Origin of the sequence: Planctomicrobium mucosum, from assembly GCF_051466335.1 — a bacterium.
Classification (GTDB): domain Bacteria; phylum Planctomycetota; class Planctomycetia; order Planctomycetales; family Planctomycetaceae; genus Planctomicrobium.
On record NZ_CP195793.1, the window covers coordinates 2,499,675 to 2,513,753 of the forward strand.

Below are 14,079 nucleotides of genomic sequence, written 5' to 3' on the forward strand. Positions count from 1 at the left end.
ACTCGACATAATCTTCCTACAAAGTTCAGACACTTTCGGATGCACCGTTAGTGTCTCCTTCGCCGTTTGACTGAGTTGCCAAACAGATGCTCTCCCTGACTCTCAGCGCTAGTCTCCTGCTGCTCGCTGCATTCATCCTGCGCGGCTTGCCTGAGAAGTCGATGTCGTACCTTGGAAGAATGGGAGCGGTCGCCTGTTCGGTCGCAGGGCTGATCCTTCTGTTTACGCATCTCCGATCGGTCGCCCCCGTCTCTGGGAGCCTGATCTATCGGGATGACGCGATTGCCCGCGGAGTTCTCCTGGCTGCACTTGTCATACCATCGCTGCTGGTGCTGTTGGAGCGTTCGCATGCATTGCTCGCCACCTCTTATTGGAGTGCTGGAATGCTGGCACTCGCAGCGACGACACAACTTCCCTTGATTCAATGGGCAGCCTTACAGCTTTCGATCATTCCCCTGTTCTTCTACGGTCGACAGCAACGCGAAGGACTTCGCGGGTTAATCAAGCGAAATGCCGCTCCCGTTTTCGGCAGCATCCTGTTTGCACTTGGATTTTATCTGGCGACGCGCGGCGACAGTGAGAATCCACAGACGATTATCGGAATCATTTTCCTGATGGCGGGCTCAGGGGCCATGCTGGGATGGTTTCCATTTCCGCGTGTGATCGATGCTGCCTCTGGCGATGCAGCGATGGGAACTCTCTTCGGGAAACGAATTCTTCCCCTGATCACAACTGCCGTACTGCTCTTCCGGATGGTCGAGCGGCAACCCCTGACAACCTATCAGTCGAGCCAGTTGGCGCTCTGTGCGTTTTTTTGTCTCATTATTTGCGGAACACGACTTCTCGGTGAACAGCGAATCTCGCGTCGACTCTCGCTCACTGGAATGTCGATGTTCGCGTTTCTTCTGATTTCAATCTGTATCGCAAATTGGCAGGCAGCGCATTCAAAACTCAATTGGGTGGAAACCTCTCCGATTCCAGGGGGGGACTCTTTGTTTCTGTCGATTTTGTTCTGTGAAGTTGTTGCACTGCTCGTCTTCGCGAGCGGGATCAAGCTTCTCAAGAACGATTCGGATGCCGGCGACTTCGTTGAAACCGTCAGTGGATCTTTTTCACGTCGCCCGGTTTCGTCGCTCGCAACATTCTTCGGACTGACCAGCCTTGCGGGAATTCCTCCTTTTCCGGGCTTCTGGTGGCGATTGGCTTTGATCGCTGCTCTGGGGATGCCACATCGTCAGTCCAATATCACTCAAATGGCTGAAGCGGATTTCGGCTATTCGATGCTGACTCTGATCGTGATTTTTGCCATCATCCTCAACTCGATCGCCCATCTTGGTCTCATTCAACGCATGATCACGGAAGAGGCTTTTCGCGGAAGAGAATCCCTCCTCAAACTGAACCTGAAGCTCGCTGCCGGGCTCTCTGTGCTGGCACTGACGTTGATTGCACTGACTCCAATTTCAATCGGACAAGTACTCACTCCTCGTCAGTCTCAGGTTGCGATCGAGGTTCCAATTCCCGATCAGGAAGCTGGCGCACAGTAGCGGCAATGGCATCCACAAGCTTTGAATCGGAATAGCAAAGAAATTTTCTAATGAAATCGTTGTGTGTTTTCTGTGGTTCAAGGCTCGGGTCTCGTGAAGAGTATGCAGCGATTGCGACTCAACTCGGACATGAACTGGCAGACCGGGGAATCCGTCTCGTTTACGGCGGAGGAAATGTCGGCATCATGGGGGCAGTTGCGGACGCTGTTCTAGAACGCGGCGGAGATGTTACTGGGGTGATTCCGGAGGCATTGCTTGACCGGGAGCTCGCTCACACCGGAGTGAACGACATGCGCATTGTTCCGACAATGCACATTCGCAAAGCGTTGATGGCGGAACTTTCGGATGCGTTCGTTGCTCTCCCCGGTGGACTCGGGACTTTCGAAGAATTGTGCGAAATTCTGACGTGGGGGCAACTCAGTCTCCATTCCAAGCCCGTTGCACTGGTCAACACTCGCAACTACTACACGCCGTTACTGGCAATGCTCGATCAGGCTGTCGAAGAGGAATTTCTAACCATCCCAAACCGTAACTTGCTCAAATCTGTTGAGACGGTGCCGGAGCTGATGAATTACCTGACCTCCGCCACGACCTGAGTGAACTCTCACGGTTCTTGAAAAAGCAGACTGAGATCGCGACAGTAAAGAGTCTCGCGATGGTCTCCTGTGATCACTAGTTGCCCACTTACTCTGTTGTTGATACTGATTCATGTCTGCGAATTCTGATGGATTACTCAGTCCTTCCACCCCGAGCCGGTTCGTCGTTGGCATCGATCTGGGTACAACCAACAGCGCAGTGTGTTTTGTTGATACTCACGGGAATGACAGTCGGGTTCAAACCTTTCGAATTCCTCAGCTGATCAGCCCCGGAGAAATTGAATCGCTGGAATCGCTTCCGAGTTTTCATTACCACGCTGCCAAAGGGGAATTTGCAGATCGATCTCTGTCGATGCCGTGGTCGGAAGCGGCCCCCGAGACAGCGGTTGGAGTTTTCGCACGCGAGCAGGGAAAACTCGTTCCGGGACGTGTCATCGAATCTGCCAAGTCATGGCTCTCGCATGTCGGTGTCGACCGAACCTCCGGGCTCCTTCCGTGGCATGGTTCCGCAGATGTTCCGCGATTGTCTCCGGTGGAAGCGAGTGCAGCCTATCTCTTCCACATCAAGTGTGCGTGGAATCATGCTCATCCTCAACATCCTCTCGAACAACAGGATTTGGTCATCACGCTGCCTGCTTCATTTGACGAAGTCGCGCGTGAACTGACCGTCGCTGCTGCTAAACTCGCGGGCCTGCAAAAAATTGTTTTGATTGAAGAGCCACAGGCCGCATTTTACGCGTGGATCAGTGCTCATCCCGATTCCTGGAACACTTTAGTATCGCCCGGGCAAAACATTCTGGTCTGCGATGTCGGAGGGGGAACATCCGACTTCACGCTGATTCGAGTTCGGGCTGGTTCGAATGATCAAGTGCAGTTCCATCGAGTGGCGGTTGGCGATCACCTCATTCTGGGGGGGGACAATCTCGATTTAGCGCTCGCTCATCATCTCGAACGAAAACTGATGGGAGAGAAAAAACTTGAACCGCGACAATGGGGAAGCCTCGTTCGTATCTGTCGACACGTGAAAGAAACACTCCTCAGCGAGAATGCTCCGGAGTCTTACAGCGTGTCGCTGCCCGGATCGGGTTCAAAATTGATCGGGGGAGGATTGCGAGTCGAAATCTCCCGAGATGAAGCCAGAAATCTGTTGATGGAAGGCTTCTTCCCGCACGTTCAGATCGACGACCATCCGCAGCGAAAACTGTCGGGGTTTCAGGAATTTGGACTCCCCTACGCCGCCGATCCCGCTGCAACGCGACATCTTGCCAAGTTCCTTCAAACTCATAGTCGGGCCGGACTGAAGTTGGGGGAAGAAGGATCAACACGCCCGGACGTCCTCCTGTTCAACGGAGGAGCGTTCATTTCTCCGCTCATTCAGCAGCGAATGATCGATGTCATTACTGACTGGTTTGCGAACGGAGATCCAAACTGGGCGCCACTGGTGCTGCATAACGCAAGGCATGATCTCGCAGTTGCGCAGGGGGCCGCTTATTACGGGATGGTGCGACGGGGAACGGGAGTTCGCATTTCAGCGGGCTTACCGCGCACGTACTACATGGGTGTTGAAACCATCGCGTCGGGAGCAGTCGAAGGGCGGGTTCAAGCATTGTGCTTGATGCCAGCAGGTGCTGAACCGGGAACGGAAGTTGACCTTCGAGAGCATCCCTTCCAACTGACGATCTCTTCGCCAGTCGAGTTTCCACTTTTCCACTCGTCCTCCCGTCTGACAGATCGACCCGGTTCAATCTCGCCGATCGAACGTGAGCAGCTTACTGCGCTCCCTCCGATTCGAACTGTGTTGCGTTCTCGCAAAGAGAAAGAAGCGACGTCGATTGCGGTCGAACTTCATGCCCGCCTCACCGAGATCGGAACGCTGCAGGTCTGGTGCACGGAGGTTGATGGAAACCGAAGCTGGCAATTGCAGTTCGATATTCGCTCCGCGACCCATACTGACGTCGAAGCGCATCGTGGAACGGGTGAAGCTGCAGGTGTGCTGGATGAGCATTCAATTCAGCTGGTTCAATCGACATTGCAAAACTGCTTTGGGCCGAACTCCAACGAGAAGCCTGCTGGTCTCCCCAAGCGGATCTCCAAACTTCTCGAACTCTCTCGGGAAGAGTGGCCACCTGCTCTGCTGAGACAGATCTGGGAGATGCTGCTTGAATTGGAATCGGGACGAAAGCTAAGTGCCGAGCATGAGGCTCGTTGGCTCAACCTGTTTGGGTTCGCCCTGCGTCCCGGCGAAGGGATGGCACTCGATGACTGGCGCGTTGCGGAATCGTGGAGGAGACTGCGCAGCCACATGCATTACCCCGGACCGGCCACTCTCAGCGAGTGGTGGATCCTCTGGCGTCGTGTCGCTGCTGGTCTGGCCGCCGGGCAACAACAGTCGCTCGCCACGCCACTGTTGACTCGTCTCAAGGATGAGCAGCGAAAAGAAAGACAGACGAATAGCGTTAAAAAAGGGGGGCATCCGCAGGAACAGATCGAAGCATGGCGAATGCTTGCCTCGATGGAACGCTTGCCCGTGACAATGAAGCAGCAACTCGCAGAGATCGCGATCGAGCACTTATACACTCCCGAAAGAGCCATTCAGCACCCGGCGATTCTGTGGTCGATTGGGAGACTGGGGGCGCGCCAGCCGTTTTACGGCCCGCTCAATACAGTCGTCGCTCCGGAAGTCGCAGCAGAATGGCTGGATCGTTTGCTGGCGATTCGACAACCCTCACCGGAGCGATTCTTTGCCGTCATGCAACTCGCCCGCAGAACAGACGATCGCTACCGTGACCTGCCCGCGGATAAACGTCAGAAGGCAGTCAATTTCCTCACGTCGCTGGAAGCTTCCGAGGAGTTTATCGCGCTGGTTGAAACCGGCGGAGAATTACAGGCTCAAACATCCGCACTCGTGTTTGGAGAGTCCTTACCGATTGGACTGAAATTTGGGCATTCCTGATCAGGCGGCACGAACGCGGTCATGAATCAGCATTTGTGCTCGCTTCCACTTGAAGGTGACGAGATTCAGGAAGATTCTGCGAAACAGCCGAGTATCGCCGCGTAATGAAATTCGCTTTCGTCCCTGATTTTTGAGCCATCGAAGCGTTGTAGAGTCCGTGAGGAACTTTTCGTAACAGTCATACCAGAAGTCGTTGTAATCACGGTAAATCTGAAGTCGAATCAGTGAATGGCGCAACTGGCCCATGTCCTTGAGCCATTGATAGTAACCGGCATGGGGATCGCTGATCCGGCGAATTCCCTGCAGGTCGATCAGTCGTGCCACAGTCTCGCGTTCTGACCGGTCGACGTAGAAATGCTGGAAATGACAATCGTTGTGGTACAGGTGTCCGCTATGTAGTCGCGCAGCAGTAAAAGCGGTGATTTCCAGTAGGTCTTGAATTTCCTGTTGACGATCTGCCTTGTCGTTCAAAATGTTCTGCAAGGATTGATAAACGGAGAGCCCTTCTCCAACCTGCTTGCTCAAGAAGAACGAGTGAAATTTCTGCCCGGCTTCATTCGCGACTCCGCTTTCGGAGTTTCCTACTGCAATGATCTCCATGCAGGGGGCGCCTGTCAGCTGACACCAGCGAACCGCTTCGGCTTCATGACTTGCTGGTGATGTTGCTGGCTTGCTGAATCGGTGTCGTTTCAAAAATGAGACCGGTGACGTCGACTCCGCGTCGAGACGCCACTGCACGTTTTCCCAACCATCGTCGCGATCTCGACTCCGCATGATGGTTCCGCGAAAGCTCGCCTGAATCACTGAATCGGTCGTGGTCCAACCATTATTTTCGAAGAGAGGCGCGTAGTCGGGATGCACCAGCAGATTGCTGGAGTCCAACTTCACGTAATTGTCCGGCCAAAGCAACATGGATCAGACTCGCCTCATGCGGTGAATATTTTTGCGATGGGGCATTAAATCATCGGGATCGGATTGCCACAAGCGGATTTTCTTAAACCGAATCTCGACATTGCGTGAACTGCACTCTTCTGGCACGATTCGCGGGGAGGTCCCTGTACCCCGTGTTGATCAGAGGGGCTGTTTCACTCGAGAGAACTTTGGAACATGCTGATTGAAGCTGGAATCGGAATGGCGGCTCTCTCAGGAATTGGGTGGTTCAGCTCCCGGTACGCCTGGTGGCGTCCCGCGATCAATTGGAAATTTCCAAGGGTGTTGATGTATCACATGGTCTCGCCTCACCGTCCGGGGACCCGTTTTAATAAGCTCAGAGTGAAGCCTGAAGAATTTGAGCAACAAGTCAAGTGGCTCAAAAACAACGGATTTACATTCCTCTTCGCGAGTGAACTCTTGCAGCGAGATGCGTTGCCGGAACGATCGGTCTGCCTGACGTTTGACGATGGATATGAAGATAACCTGATCAATGCCGACCCCGTTTTGGAGCGGTATCAGGCACGGGCAACTCTTTTTTTGGTCGGCGATCGTAGCGGCGGTTGGTCAAGCAAAAAGAAGGCTCATCATGCGGACGATGAACTTGCTCGTGAGCCAAAATTGAGTGATGATCAGGTTCGAGTCCTGCTCGATACCGGACGCTGGGAACTCGGTGGGCACACACAGACTCACGCGAACCTCAATGCTGTGGCTGAAGATCAGGCCAGAGATGAAATCGCTGCCGGAAACGACACAATTGTCCAGTCGTTTCAAGCAAATCCAGTCACATTTGCTTATCCATTTGGGCTCTGGAATGACAAACATCCTGAGCTCTTGCAAGATTTGGGAGTTCTAGGGGCATTTACGACCGAGTGCGGAATCGCCCCCACTCCCTATGTGTCTCCCATGACCATTCCACGCGTCAAAGTTTCCGGAGACGACGGGATTTGGGCATTTCAGCTCCGAATGAATGCCGCCAAACGCGGGCTGTTCAAATAACCAGACCCGTGGAACTGTCGATTCTTACCGCTCAGCGGTGCGTTTCTGCACTGTGATGGATTTGATATTTACCAAAAATCGGCGAATGGGTAAAAACGCCTCGCAAGCGGCGGAGCAGCCTTGTTCGTTCGAGCACCAATGCCGATCTACCCAGTTCCGCCAATGTACTGAGATCGGTCGGGCAACCGTTCCAAAAATCACCATCGAATTCAGCGATCACGACAGAGATCCTGTTTACAACATAACTGTGTGAGGAGTCGATCGATGCATTCAGCGCCTACAACACGTACAAAATACTCCAAGCCGGGCTGGGTATCTGGATGCGGCCAGTCTGGGAAAAAACTATGGTCAGAGCGACTGAAACAGATCTTTCGCCCTACGTTTTACCGTACGTTCTACCCAAACAAGCCCGTTTTCGAATGTCCGAATTGCGGTTATGTCGGACCGTTCAAGAGCAAGCCGGTCAAGCGATTTGATCAGGTCAAGCGAATCAACTCGAAGTGCCTCGGCTGCGCGTGTCTTGAGCGTCACCGCATGCTCTCACTCGTGTTCGATGAGCTTTATCCGCAACCATCCGAATCAAAGAGCATTTTGCACATCGCCCCTGAACTGTGCCTGCAGCCAAAGCTGCGCGGTCTGTTTGGAACTTACCATTCCTGCGATCTGTACATGCCAGGAGTCGACTTCGTGGAAGACATGCAGAAGATGTCTTTCGCGGACGCTACGTACGATTGCGTTTTTATCGCCCGCGTCCTGACGATTCCACCAGATCTTGATGCCTGCCTGAGCGAAATGCGCCGCGTGCTGAAGCCGGGCGGTGTCGCGGTCATCGCAGAGATTCATACTCTCGAGAACACACTTGAATACGGCGAGATGCGAGGAGGCCGTTCTCGTGTCCTTGGGACAGATTTCTTTGATCACTGTCGTCAGTACTTCTCCAAGGTCGAAGAATGGACTGGCGATCGTTACGACGCCAAATATCAGCTCATTAACTATATGATCGATCACGGCGTCGCAAACGACAAATTCCCTGAGAAGATTCGCGTTAAGGGGGTCGGGTATCAGGAAATTGTTGCGATCTGCCAGGCCTGATCACAACGATCTCAAGTCGATTCAGCCGGTGCATTGATTCCGATCAGTGCTCCGGCTTTCATTTTCAGGTTGTGATTTACAGCTTTCACAGGAACTTTCACCGAATGCGATCTCCTTTCCGCTGGCTTCGAAGAAAATTCGAACTGGCTCAGCAGGCGCCACGACGTCGAGAGATTGAAGCCGAGTTCAGCCAGTTTTGCGGCTGCCCGGTCAAATTGACGAATGCGGACGCCAAAGGGGGATACGACGAGATTTACTTTGCTCAGCGAGGTAGTGAGCGGTTCGCCGTCGTACGGGTCAACAGCCCGTTCAAGTCACAGATCGACCCCATTGGAGAATTCGATCCCGGCGTCCCTCTCGATGCCTCTGGAAGGCTCAACCGAGAATGGGATGCCTATCGGGTGCTTTACCCGTTAGGGCTTTCGCCTCAACCGCTTTGGCGTTCATCAGACGCCATTGCTTGTAGCTGGGTCCCCTGGGACCGTGTCGCAAAACGGTTGATTCAGAATCGTCAGGAATTTTGGCCGCTTCTGGTTCAGATCTTCCCTGCAATTCGCCGGATGCATGAGGCCGGAGTGACGCATCTCGATCTGAATCTGGGGAATCTTCTCACTGAGCCAAATGGAGACGGGATTGCCCTGATTGATTTCGAGTTTGGCCCCGTTGCCTGGGTGAATCCTGCTCAGCAGCGTGCTTTCGACTATTTGCGACTCATTGACGATTGCACGAAACCGAGACGCGGCGGACACCAGATGTTGTCAGACCTGGATCAGCTGCACGCGGTGATTTCCACGACAGTCGACACCGAGGCACTCCAGTCTGAGATCGCCTTCACCCGCAAGAAACTGGTTCGACTTGAAGAACATTCTGAGTTGTTAAAGATGCTGCGAAGTCTGTTCGTGAAGCTCTAGTGATTACGCGGCTGCCACTTGCCGGGAAGCATCAACCTGTGACTGCTTTCCCTGAACGGTTCCGAGGATCTCCTGTACTGCGGCAGTACTTTCCGTCAATGAGCCATCGTTGTTGAAGGCGATGTAATCCGTTGGAATGCGTTGAGACAATTTCTCGAACATCTCTTTGTCGTAGGCTGCATGCCCTGCCGCGGTCACTTCCTGCTTTCGCAGCAGGACGTTGGAATAGTTCACAATGCAATGAACTGTGGGGATGCGAATGCCAAACCAGTTTGAGAGCCACGACAACCGGCTGAACGACGGTTGATCCGATTTTCGATTCACGAACAGGAAATCCAGAAGCGAGCGGTCGATCAGCGTCGTCTTGCGACTGGAATGCAGAACTTTCATTCGCAGTGCAATCGCAGCTCGTAAATAGACGAACGGTGCCAGCGTTTCGTCAAAAAGTTCCCGGGATTGCCGCATGAGAGGGCGAAGGAAGATGACAGCCAATTTGTAAAGAAACGATTTTCGGTACAGATGCTTCCCAGTAAATGTTTGAACCGCAGGCTGTTGCTTGCTGACTTGTTCCGCAAGTGTTGTCTTTCCTGCTCCGTCACACCCGATGACGCTGATGTGCCGCGGTTTTCGAGGGACTGCCAGCGCCCATTTTTGCCACAAGCGGGAGATCGAGTTCCCGTGAAATTGAATTCCGGATGCTTGCGGAATTCGCTTGAGTGAAGACAGTTCCAACTCTCGGCTGATTTCTTTCTTGAATGCGACTTCCTGAAGCTGATCTGCGAACGCGTCCTCTCCGTTTTCTCGGCAGGCATCGACGAGGTTGAGCAGTCGTCGCTGGCATTTCTCGCTCGCCAGATCTTTTCGCTTGCACAGGATATGGTGCAGGTAGATGCTCGCTTCAATCGATGGCGGGAGTCGCTGAATTGAACCGTGCGAAGATGAGATCGCTCCCCCGCATCCTTCGTATGTCAGGGATTGTTTTTCCCGGTTAACCTGGCGGAGGTTCATCCATAAGTCGAAGGTTGCTGTCTGCTGACCGTCTACTGAAAAGATTGTGAACTCGACCTTATTTTCATTCGGACGACGAATGCGTAGATGGCAGAGGCGTTGCTGAACCCACTCCAACGAGGACGACAGAAGTTGTTCGACTGCTTCCGGACTCCCGAGCAGATCAATGTCATCCCCGGTTAGACAGGTCTCAGGTGCATCAGCTGCCAGTGTTTGGTCTCGTAGCTGAATGAACTTCCAGGGACCGGTCGTTAATCGCGAAATACATTCCTTCAACCCGACATCGACAGCCGAAGCGGCGTACAACCTGCTGGAAGAATGGCTTGTCTTCACGGGGTTCATATGATCATCTCGGTGATCGTTGGGCGACGTGATCGGTCTCGCAGTTCCCGGGCCGGTGGATGCTAATGATCGCAAACTGTATCTACATCTGAAACTTCGGTGAATGCCAATCTTTTCTCGCTGATTGCGACGTAAGTTTTTGATTCGAGTGAGGTAAACTGAAGTCCTCTTCTCTTTTCAGTTTTTTACGATCGACAACCGAAACCGGGTCGAATCAGGGGCAAAGTATGTTTTCGTTGACGTCCGCTCAGCATGCAGCCACGTTGCTCGTTCTCGCTATTTTCGCAGTCGGGTGCGGAAATTCCTCAACGCCGGAACCAACTGCCGCCCCGCCGGCGGCGACACCCCCGCTCCAGCAATCAGGAAAAGTTGAGGGGGCAGCAATGGCTCCTCCTGCTCGGATGGAAATTCCGAAAATCAGCCTAAGTAGTTCCAGCCCTTCGACATCCACAGTCGCAGATTCAGGTGCGACAATTAAAAACGCGGAAGAGCGTCGCCAAGAACTGCTCAACGCCATGATGCCGGTTCAGGTTTTGTTGGGGCAGTGGAACGGCACGACGCAGCGAGACATGGGCCAGTTCAAAGCAACTGACACTCCGAATTGGGTCTGGGATTTTCAAACCGACCGGGATCAGCCAGCACTGGTTATGAAATCAGAAACAAGTCCATACATTCGTGAAGGTCGATTGACTTACCTGACAGAGAAAGAACTCTTTCAATTCAAAGTCGTCGACGCCGATGGAATCGCTCGCACCCTGGAGGGGACGTTCTCAGTTCCAGTAGAGGAGTTTCAAGGGGACGATCAGCAAACTCATGTCAAATATAAACTTGAACTGACACAAGTTGACACTGCGGATCAGCGGGATGTCTGGCAGGTCATTTTCAACCAGCAGGAGAATAACCGATACCTGCAGGAAATGGCTAAAAAGCGAGGAGCGAGCTACCTGCGGTACGACACCGTTGCGACGCAGCGGACCGGAATCGCGTTCGCCAAGAGTGATGAAGGGTATGGCGATAAAGAGTGCGTGGTGTCCGGGGGGCTGGGGACAATCGAGCTGAGGCACAACGGCCGATCGTATTGGGTTTGCTGCACAGGCTGTAAGGCCGCATTCGAGGAAGATCCAGAATCCTGGATTGCGAATTATCAAAAGAAGAAGGCTGCCAAAGGGAGCTGAAAAGCCGTATGATGAACGGTCGTGCAGATGGCCTGTTGTGGGGCAAATGCATCGCTTCCTTTCATTGATGCTGCGACGTTGAATACGAACCCAAGTCTCACGGACGATCTGACAGCACCGCAGGCGCAAGCGGTGCAGCTCCTTGACGGTCCCCTCCTGATTCTGGCAGGTCCCGGGTCAGGAAAGACCCGAGTGATCACTCGGCGGATCGCCAACCTGCTCGAGCATGGCGTTCATCCACGAAACATTCTGGCGATAACGTTCACGAACAAAGCAGCGCGCGAGATGGCGGAACGCGTCGAGCACATCGCACCGGGTAACCGCGTCTGGATCAGTACATTTCACCGATTTTGTGCGAAGTTGCTGCGGCAGTACGGTGAGTTTGTTGGGCTGAAATCCAACTTTTCCATTCTCGATACTTCCGATCAGAAGCAGATGATTCGCCGTGTGCTTCACGATCTGGATTTTGATCCAGTGCATTTCTCTCCGGATAAAATTCTTTGGCGAATCAGTACCGCTAAGAATGACCTCATCACTCCAGAGGCGTACCAGGCTCGCTATGAAGGGATGATTGGAGACCACTGGCAGGCTGCGGTCAATAAGGTCTACCCGGCTTACCAGAAGCGGCTGCTGGAATCGAACGCTGTCGACTTCGACGACCTTCTCATGCATGCAGCGTTGCTTTTGGCCGAGAACCCGGAATTGCGCAGGCAACTCGACGAACGGTACCAATATGTGCTCGTCGACGAATATCAGGATACCAACAGCTCGCAATATCAGATTGTCTCTGCCCTATCGCAGATGCAGCGAAATCTGTGTGTGACGGGTGATCCGGATCAATCCATCTATGGATGGCGAGGTGCCCGTATCGCCAATATTCTTCAGTTCGAACGGGAATTTCCGGAGGTGAAGGTCGTCCGCCTCGAACAGAATTTTCGCAGCACTAAGTCGATTCTGAATTCTGCTGATGCACTCATTGTCCATAACAGCCAGCGGAAACACAAAGACCTGCTGACTGATCAGGGGCCGGGCGAGCCAGTTCAGCGACTGATTTTTGATGATTCCAATACAGAAGCTGATGGCATTGCGCAAAAGATTCTTCAACTCACTGAAGATGAAAATTTCCAGTGGGGCGATTTCGCCATCTTTTACCGCGTCAATTCGCTATCCCGTCAATTGGAACATGCCCTGACTCGTTTTCGGATTCCGTATCAGGTTGCGGCGGGCGTGGCGTTTTTTGACAGGGCTGAAATTCGTGATTTACTCGCGTACCTGCGGCTCATTGAGAACCCCGCTGAGGTGACCGCCTTTTTGCGAATTGTGAATAAGCCACTTCGCGGGCTGGGGCAGACTTCACAAAATCGGCTGCTTATGTGGGCTGCAATGCAGGGGCTCACTCCGATGGAGGCCTGCGCCAACGCAGAGAAGATACCGAAGCTCTCCAAAAAGGCGATCAGCATGTTCAAGCTGTTCGCACGCATGCTGAATGAGTTCTCACTCGCCGCTGCAGGCTCCGTTGCCGACTTGCTGCAACAGGTGATTGAGCTGACCAGATATGCCGCCCCCTGGGAGGGTATTGAATCGGAAGAAGCTTACGAGCGACTCGCGAATATCGAAGAACTGGTCAGTGCTGCCCGGCAGTACGATCAGGCCGCGGGAGACGATCGCAGCTTGCAGGGATTTTTAGAGCAGACCGCTTTGGTGAGTGATACCGACAAAGTCGAAAACGATTCTGGACGTGTCACGCTCATGACATTGCATGCAGCTAAGGGGCTGGAATTTCCCGCAGTGTTTATCGTCGGTGTCGAAGACGGACTGATCCCGCATGAGCGGTCCAAACGTGAGAATGATCGCAAGGAACTCGAGGAAGAACGAAGATTGCTCTTCGTGGGAATGACACGCGCTCGAAAACGATTGTTTCTTACTGAGACTCGCGTTCGCGCGATGCACGGAAGGACGATGCCGACAATTGGCAGTCCGTTCATGATGGAATTGATCAGCGAAACGGTCGAGTGTGGGACAGCAGGAAATCCACAGGCAGCGTGGGCGTCAGTGCTGGGGAAATCTGCGCAACAATACCAGCATATCGGCGATGACGAAGAGTCGATCGACATCGCGGCCCGCGATCGTCAGGATGAAGACGAGGCGACCGAATCTCCAGTCACCGCTGCCATGCAGACCCATCAGAAGTCGAAGCCCATGCTGATGACTGCCGCTGACCTGCTGAAGGGGGGCACCAGCGCAGCGAAACTCCCCGTTGGGTTCGGCGTTGGCCAGATGGTGCGGCATCCACGATACGGGGTTGGTATGGTGACCGCTGTCGGAGGATTCGGACCCCATCGAACTGTGACGGTCACGTTTCACGACAAGAATCGGCAAGACACCTTTGTGCTGAGCAAGGCGCCGTTGCAGCCGATTGGCTGAGAACGTCCGAGATATCGCTGATACACTGGTGCGATTAACGCTGCCACAAACTGGTATCAATCAGCCCATGTAGAAATCAAAAGAACTCGACCGAAAGCACGCTGG

Annotated in this window: 11 protein-coding genes; 8 read left to right on the top strand and 3 right to left on the bottom strand. The window is 53.4% G+C overall.

The genetic code is table 11. The features are described from left to right. Positions 1 to 86: 86 nt before the first annotated feature. The 3 genes from SH668x_RS10095 (at position 87) to SH668x_RS10105 (ending at position 5,093) form a co-directional block, all read left to right on the top strand. Positions 87 to 1,544, top strand: coding sequence for a hypothetical protein (locus tag SH668x_RS10095; protein WP_437184931.1), 1,458 nt, complete (start codon positions 87 to 89; stop codon positions 1,542 to 1,544). Positions 1,545 to 1,594: 50 nt separating this feature from the next. Continuing rightward, positions 1,595 to 2,140 carry a TIGR00730 family Rossman fold protein gene (locus SH668x_RS10100; RefSeq protein WP_437184932.1) on the top strand — a complete coding sequence of 182 codons (546 nt, stop codon included), beginning with the start codon at positions 1,595 to 1,597 and terminating at the stop codon, positions 2,138 to 2,140. Positions 2,141 to 2,252: 112 nt separating this feature from the next. Further along, positions 2,253 to 5,093, top strand: a complete 2,841-nt coding sequence (locus tag SH668x_RS10105; protein ID WP_437184933.1) for an Hsp70 family protein — start codon at positions 2,253 to 2,255, stop codon at positions 5,091 to 5,093. Here the strand turns inward: SH668x_RS10105 and SH668x_RS10110 are convergent, their stop codons facing one another. Next, the gene (locus tag SH668x_RS10110; RefSeq protein ID WP_437184934.1) at positions 5,094 to 6,005 is read right to left on the bottom strand and encodes a lipopolysaccharide kinase InaA family protein; all 912 of its coding nucleotides are present in this window, start codon (positions 6,003 to 6,005) and stop codon (positions 5,094 to 5,096) included. A 195-nt stretch (positions 6,006 to 6,200) separates the two neighbouring features. Between SH668x_RS10110 and SH668x_RS10115 the strand changes: the two genes are divergently transcribed. After that, positions 6,201 to 7,022 carry a polysaccharide deacetylase family protein gene (locus SH668x_RS10115; protein ID WP_437184935.1) on the top strand — a complete coding sequence of 274 codons (822 nt, stop codon included), beginning with the start codon at positions 6,201 to 6,203 and terminating at the stop codon, positions 7,020 to 7,022. A gap of 31 nt (positions 7,023 to 7,053) precedes the next feature. On the opposite strand, the gene SH668x_RS10120 is transcribed toward SH668x_RS10115, so the two are convergent. Then, a complete protein-coding gene (locus SH668x_RS10120) occupies positions 7,054 to 7,242 on the bottom strand; it encodes a hypothetical protein (protein WP_437184936.1) in 189 nt (62 codons plus the stop codon). A 44-nt stretch (positions 7,243 to 7,286) separates the two neighbouring features. Between SH668x_RS10120 and SH668x_RS10125 the strand changes: the two genes are divergently transcribed. Together SH668x_RS10125 and SH668x_RS10130 are read left to right on the top strand one after the other, a co-directional pair. Continuing rightward, entirely contained in the window at positions 7,287 to 8,114 is an 828-nt protein-coding gene (locus SH668x_RS10125) for a class I SAM-dependent methyltransferase (RefSeq protein WP_437184937.1), read from the top strand. Between the two features lie 104 nt (positions 8,115 to 8,218). Further along, the gene (locus SH668x_RS10130) at positions 8,219 to 9,025 is read left to right on the top strand and encodes a lipopolysaccharide kinase InaA family protein (RefSeq protein WP_437184938.1); all 807 of its coding nucleotides are present in this window, start codon (positions 8,219 to 8,221) and stop codon (positions 9,023 to 9,025) included. Positions 9,026 to 9,028: 3 nt separating this feature from the next. Here the strand turns inward: SH668x_RS10130 and SH668x_RS10135 are convergent, their stop codons facing one another. Next, positions 9,029 to 10,375 carry a hypothetical protein gene (locus SH668x_RS10135; RefSeq protein WP_437184939.1) on the bottom strand — a complete coding sequence of 449 codons (1,347 nt, stop codon included), beginning with the start codon at positions 10,373 to 10,375 and terminating at the stop codon, positions 9,029 to 9,031. A gap of 227 nt (positions 10,376 to 10,602) precedes the next feature. On the opposite strand from SH668x_RS10135, the gene SH668x_RS10140 reads away from it, so the two are divergent. Together SH668x_RS10140 and SH668x_RS10145 are read left to right on the top strand one after the other, a co-directional pair. Continuing rightward, on the top strand, positions 10,603 to 11,550 hold the full coding sequence (locus tag SH668x_RS10140) for a hypothetical protein (protein WP_437184940.1): 948 nt from the start codon (positions 10,603 to 10,605) through the stop codon (positions 11,548 to 11,550). Positions 11,551 to 11,577: 27 nt separating this feature from the next. Then, entirely contained in the window at positions 11,578 to 13,974 is a 2,397-nt protein-coding gene (locus SH668x_RS10145; RefSeq protein WP_437188531.1) for an ATP-dependent helicase, read from the top strand. Positions 13,975 to 14,079: the final 105 nt, after the last annotated feature.

Excerpts from the sequence above, each read along its gene's own strand:
- SH668x_RS10145 (WP_437188531.1), top strand. The coding sequence starts at position 11,578 with ATGGCCTGTTGTGGGGCAAATGCATCGCTTCCTTTCATTGATGCTGCG.
- SH668x_RS10130 (WP_437184938.1), top strand. The coding sequence starts at position 8,219 with ATGCGATCTCCTTTCCGCTGGCTTCGAAGAAAATTCGAACTGGCTCAG.
- SH668x_RS10110 (WP_437184934.1), bottom strand. The coding sequence starts at position 6,005 with ATGTTGCTTTGGCCGGACAATTACGTGAAGTTGGACTCCAGCAATCTG.
- SH668x_RS10115 (WP_437184935.1), top strand. The coding sequence starts at position 6,201 with ATGCTGATTGAAGCTGGAATCGGAATGGCGGCTCTCTCAGGAATTGGG.
- SH668x_RS10105 (WP_437184933.1), top strand. The coding sequence starts at position 2,253 with ATGTCTGCGAATTCTGATGGATTACTCAGTCCTTCCACCCCGAGCCGG.
- SH668x_RS10095 (WP_437184931.1), top strand. The coding sequence starts at position 87 with ATGCTCTCCCTGACTCTCAGCGCTAGTCTCCTGCTGCTCGCTGCATTC.
- SH668x_RS10140 (WP_437184940.1), top strand. The coding sequence starts at position 10,603 with ATGTTTTCGTTGACGTCCGCTCAGCATGCAGCCACGTTGCTCGTTCTC.
- SH668x_RS10135 (WP_437184939.1), bottom strand. The coding sequence starts at position 10,375 with ATGAACCCCGTGAAGACAAGCCATTCTTCCAGCAGGTTGTACGCCGCT.
- SH668x_RS10100 (WP_437184932.1), top strand. The coding sequence starts at position 1,595 with ATGAAATCGTTGTGTGTTTTCTGTGGTTCAAGGCTCGGGTCTCGTGAA.
- SH668x_RS10125 (WP_437184937.1), top strand. The coding sequence starts at position 7,287 with ATGCATTCAGCGCCTACAACACGTACAAAATACTCCAAGCCGGGCTGG.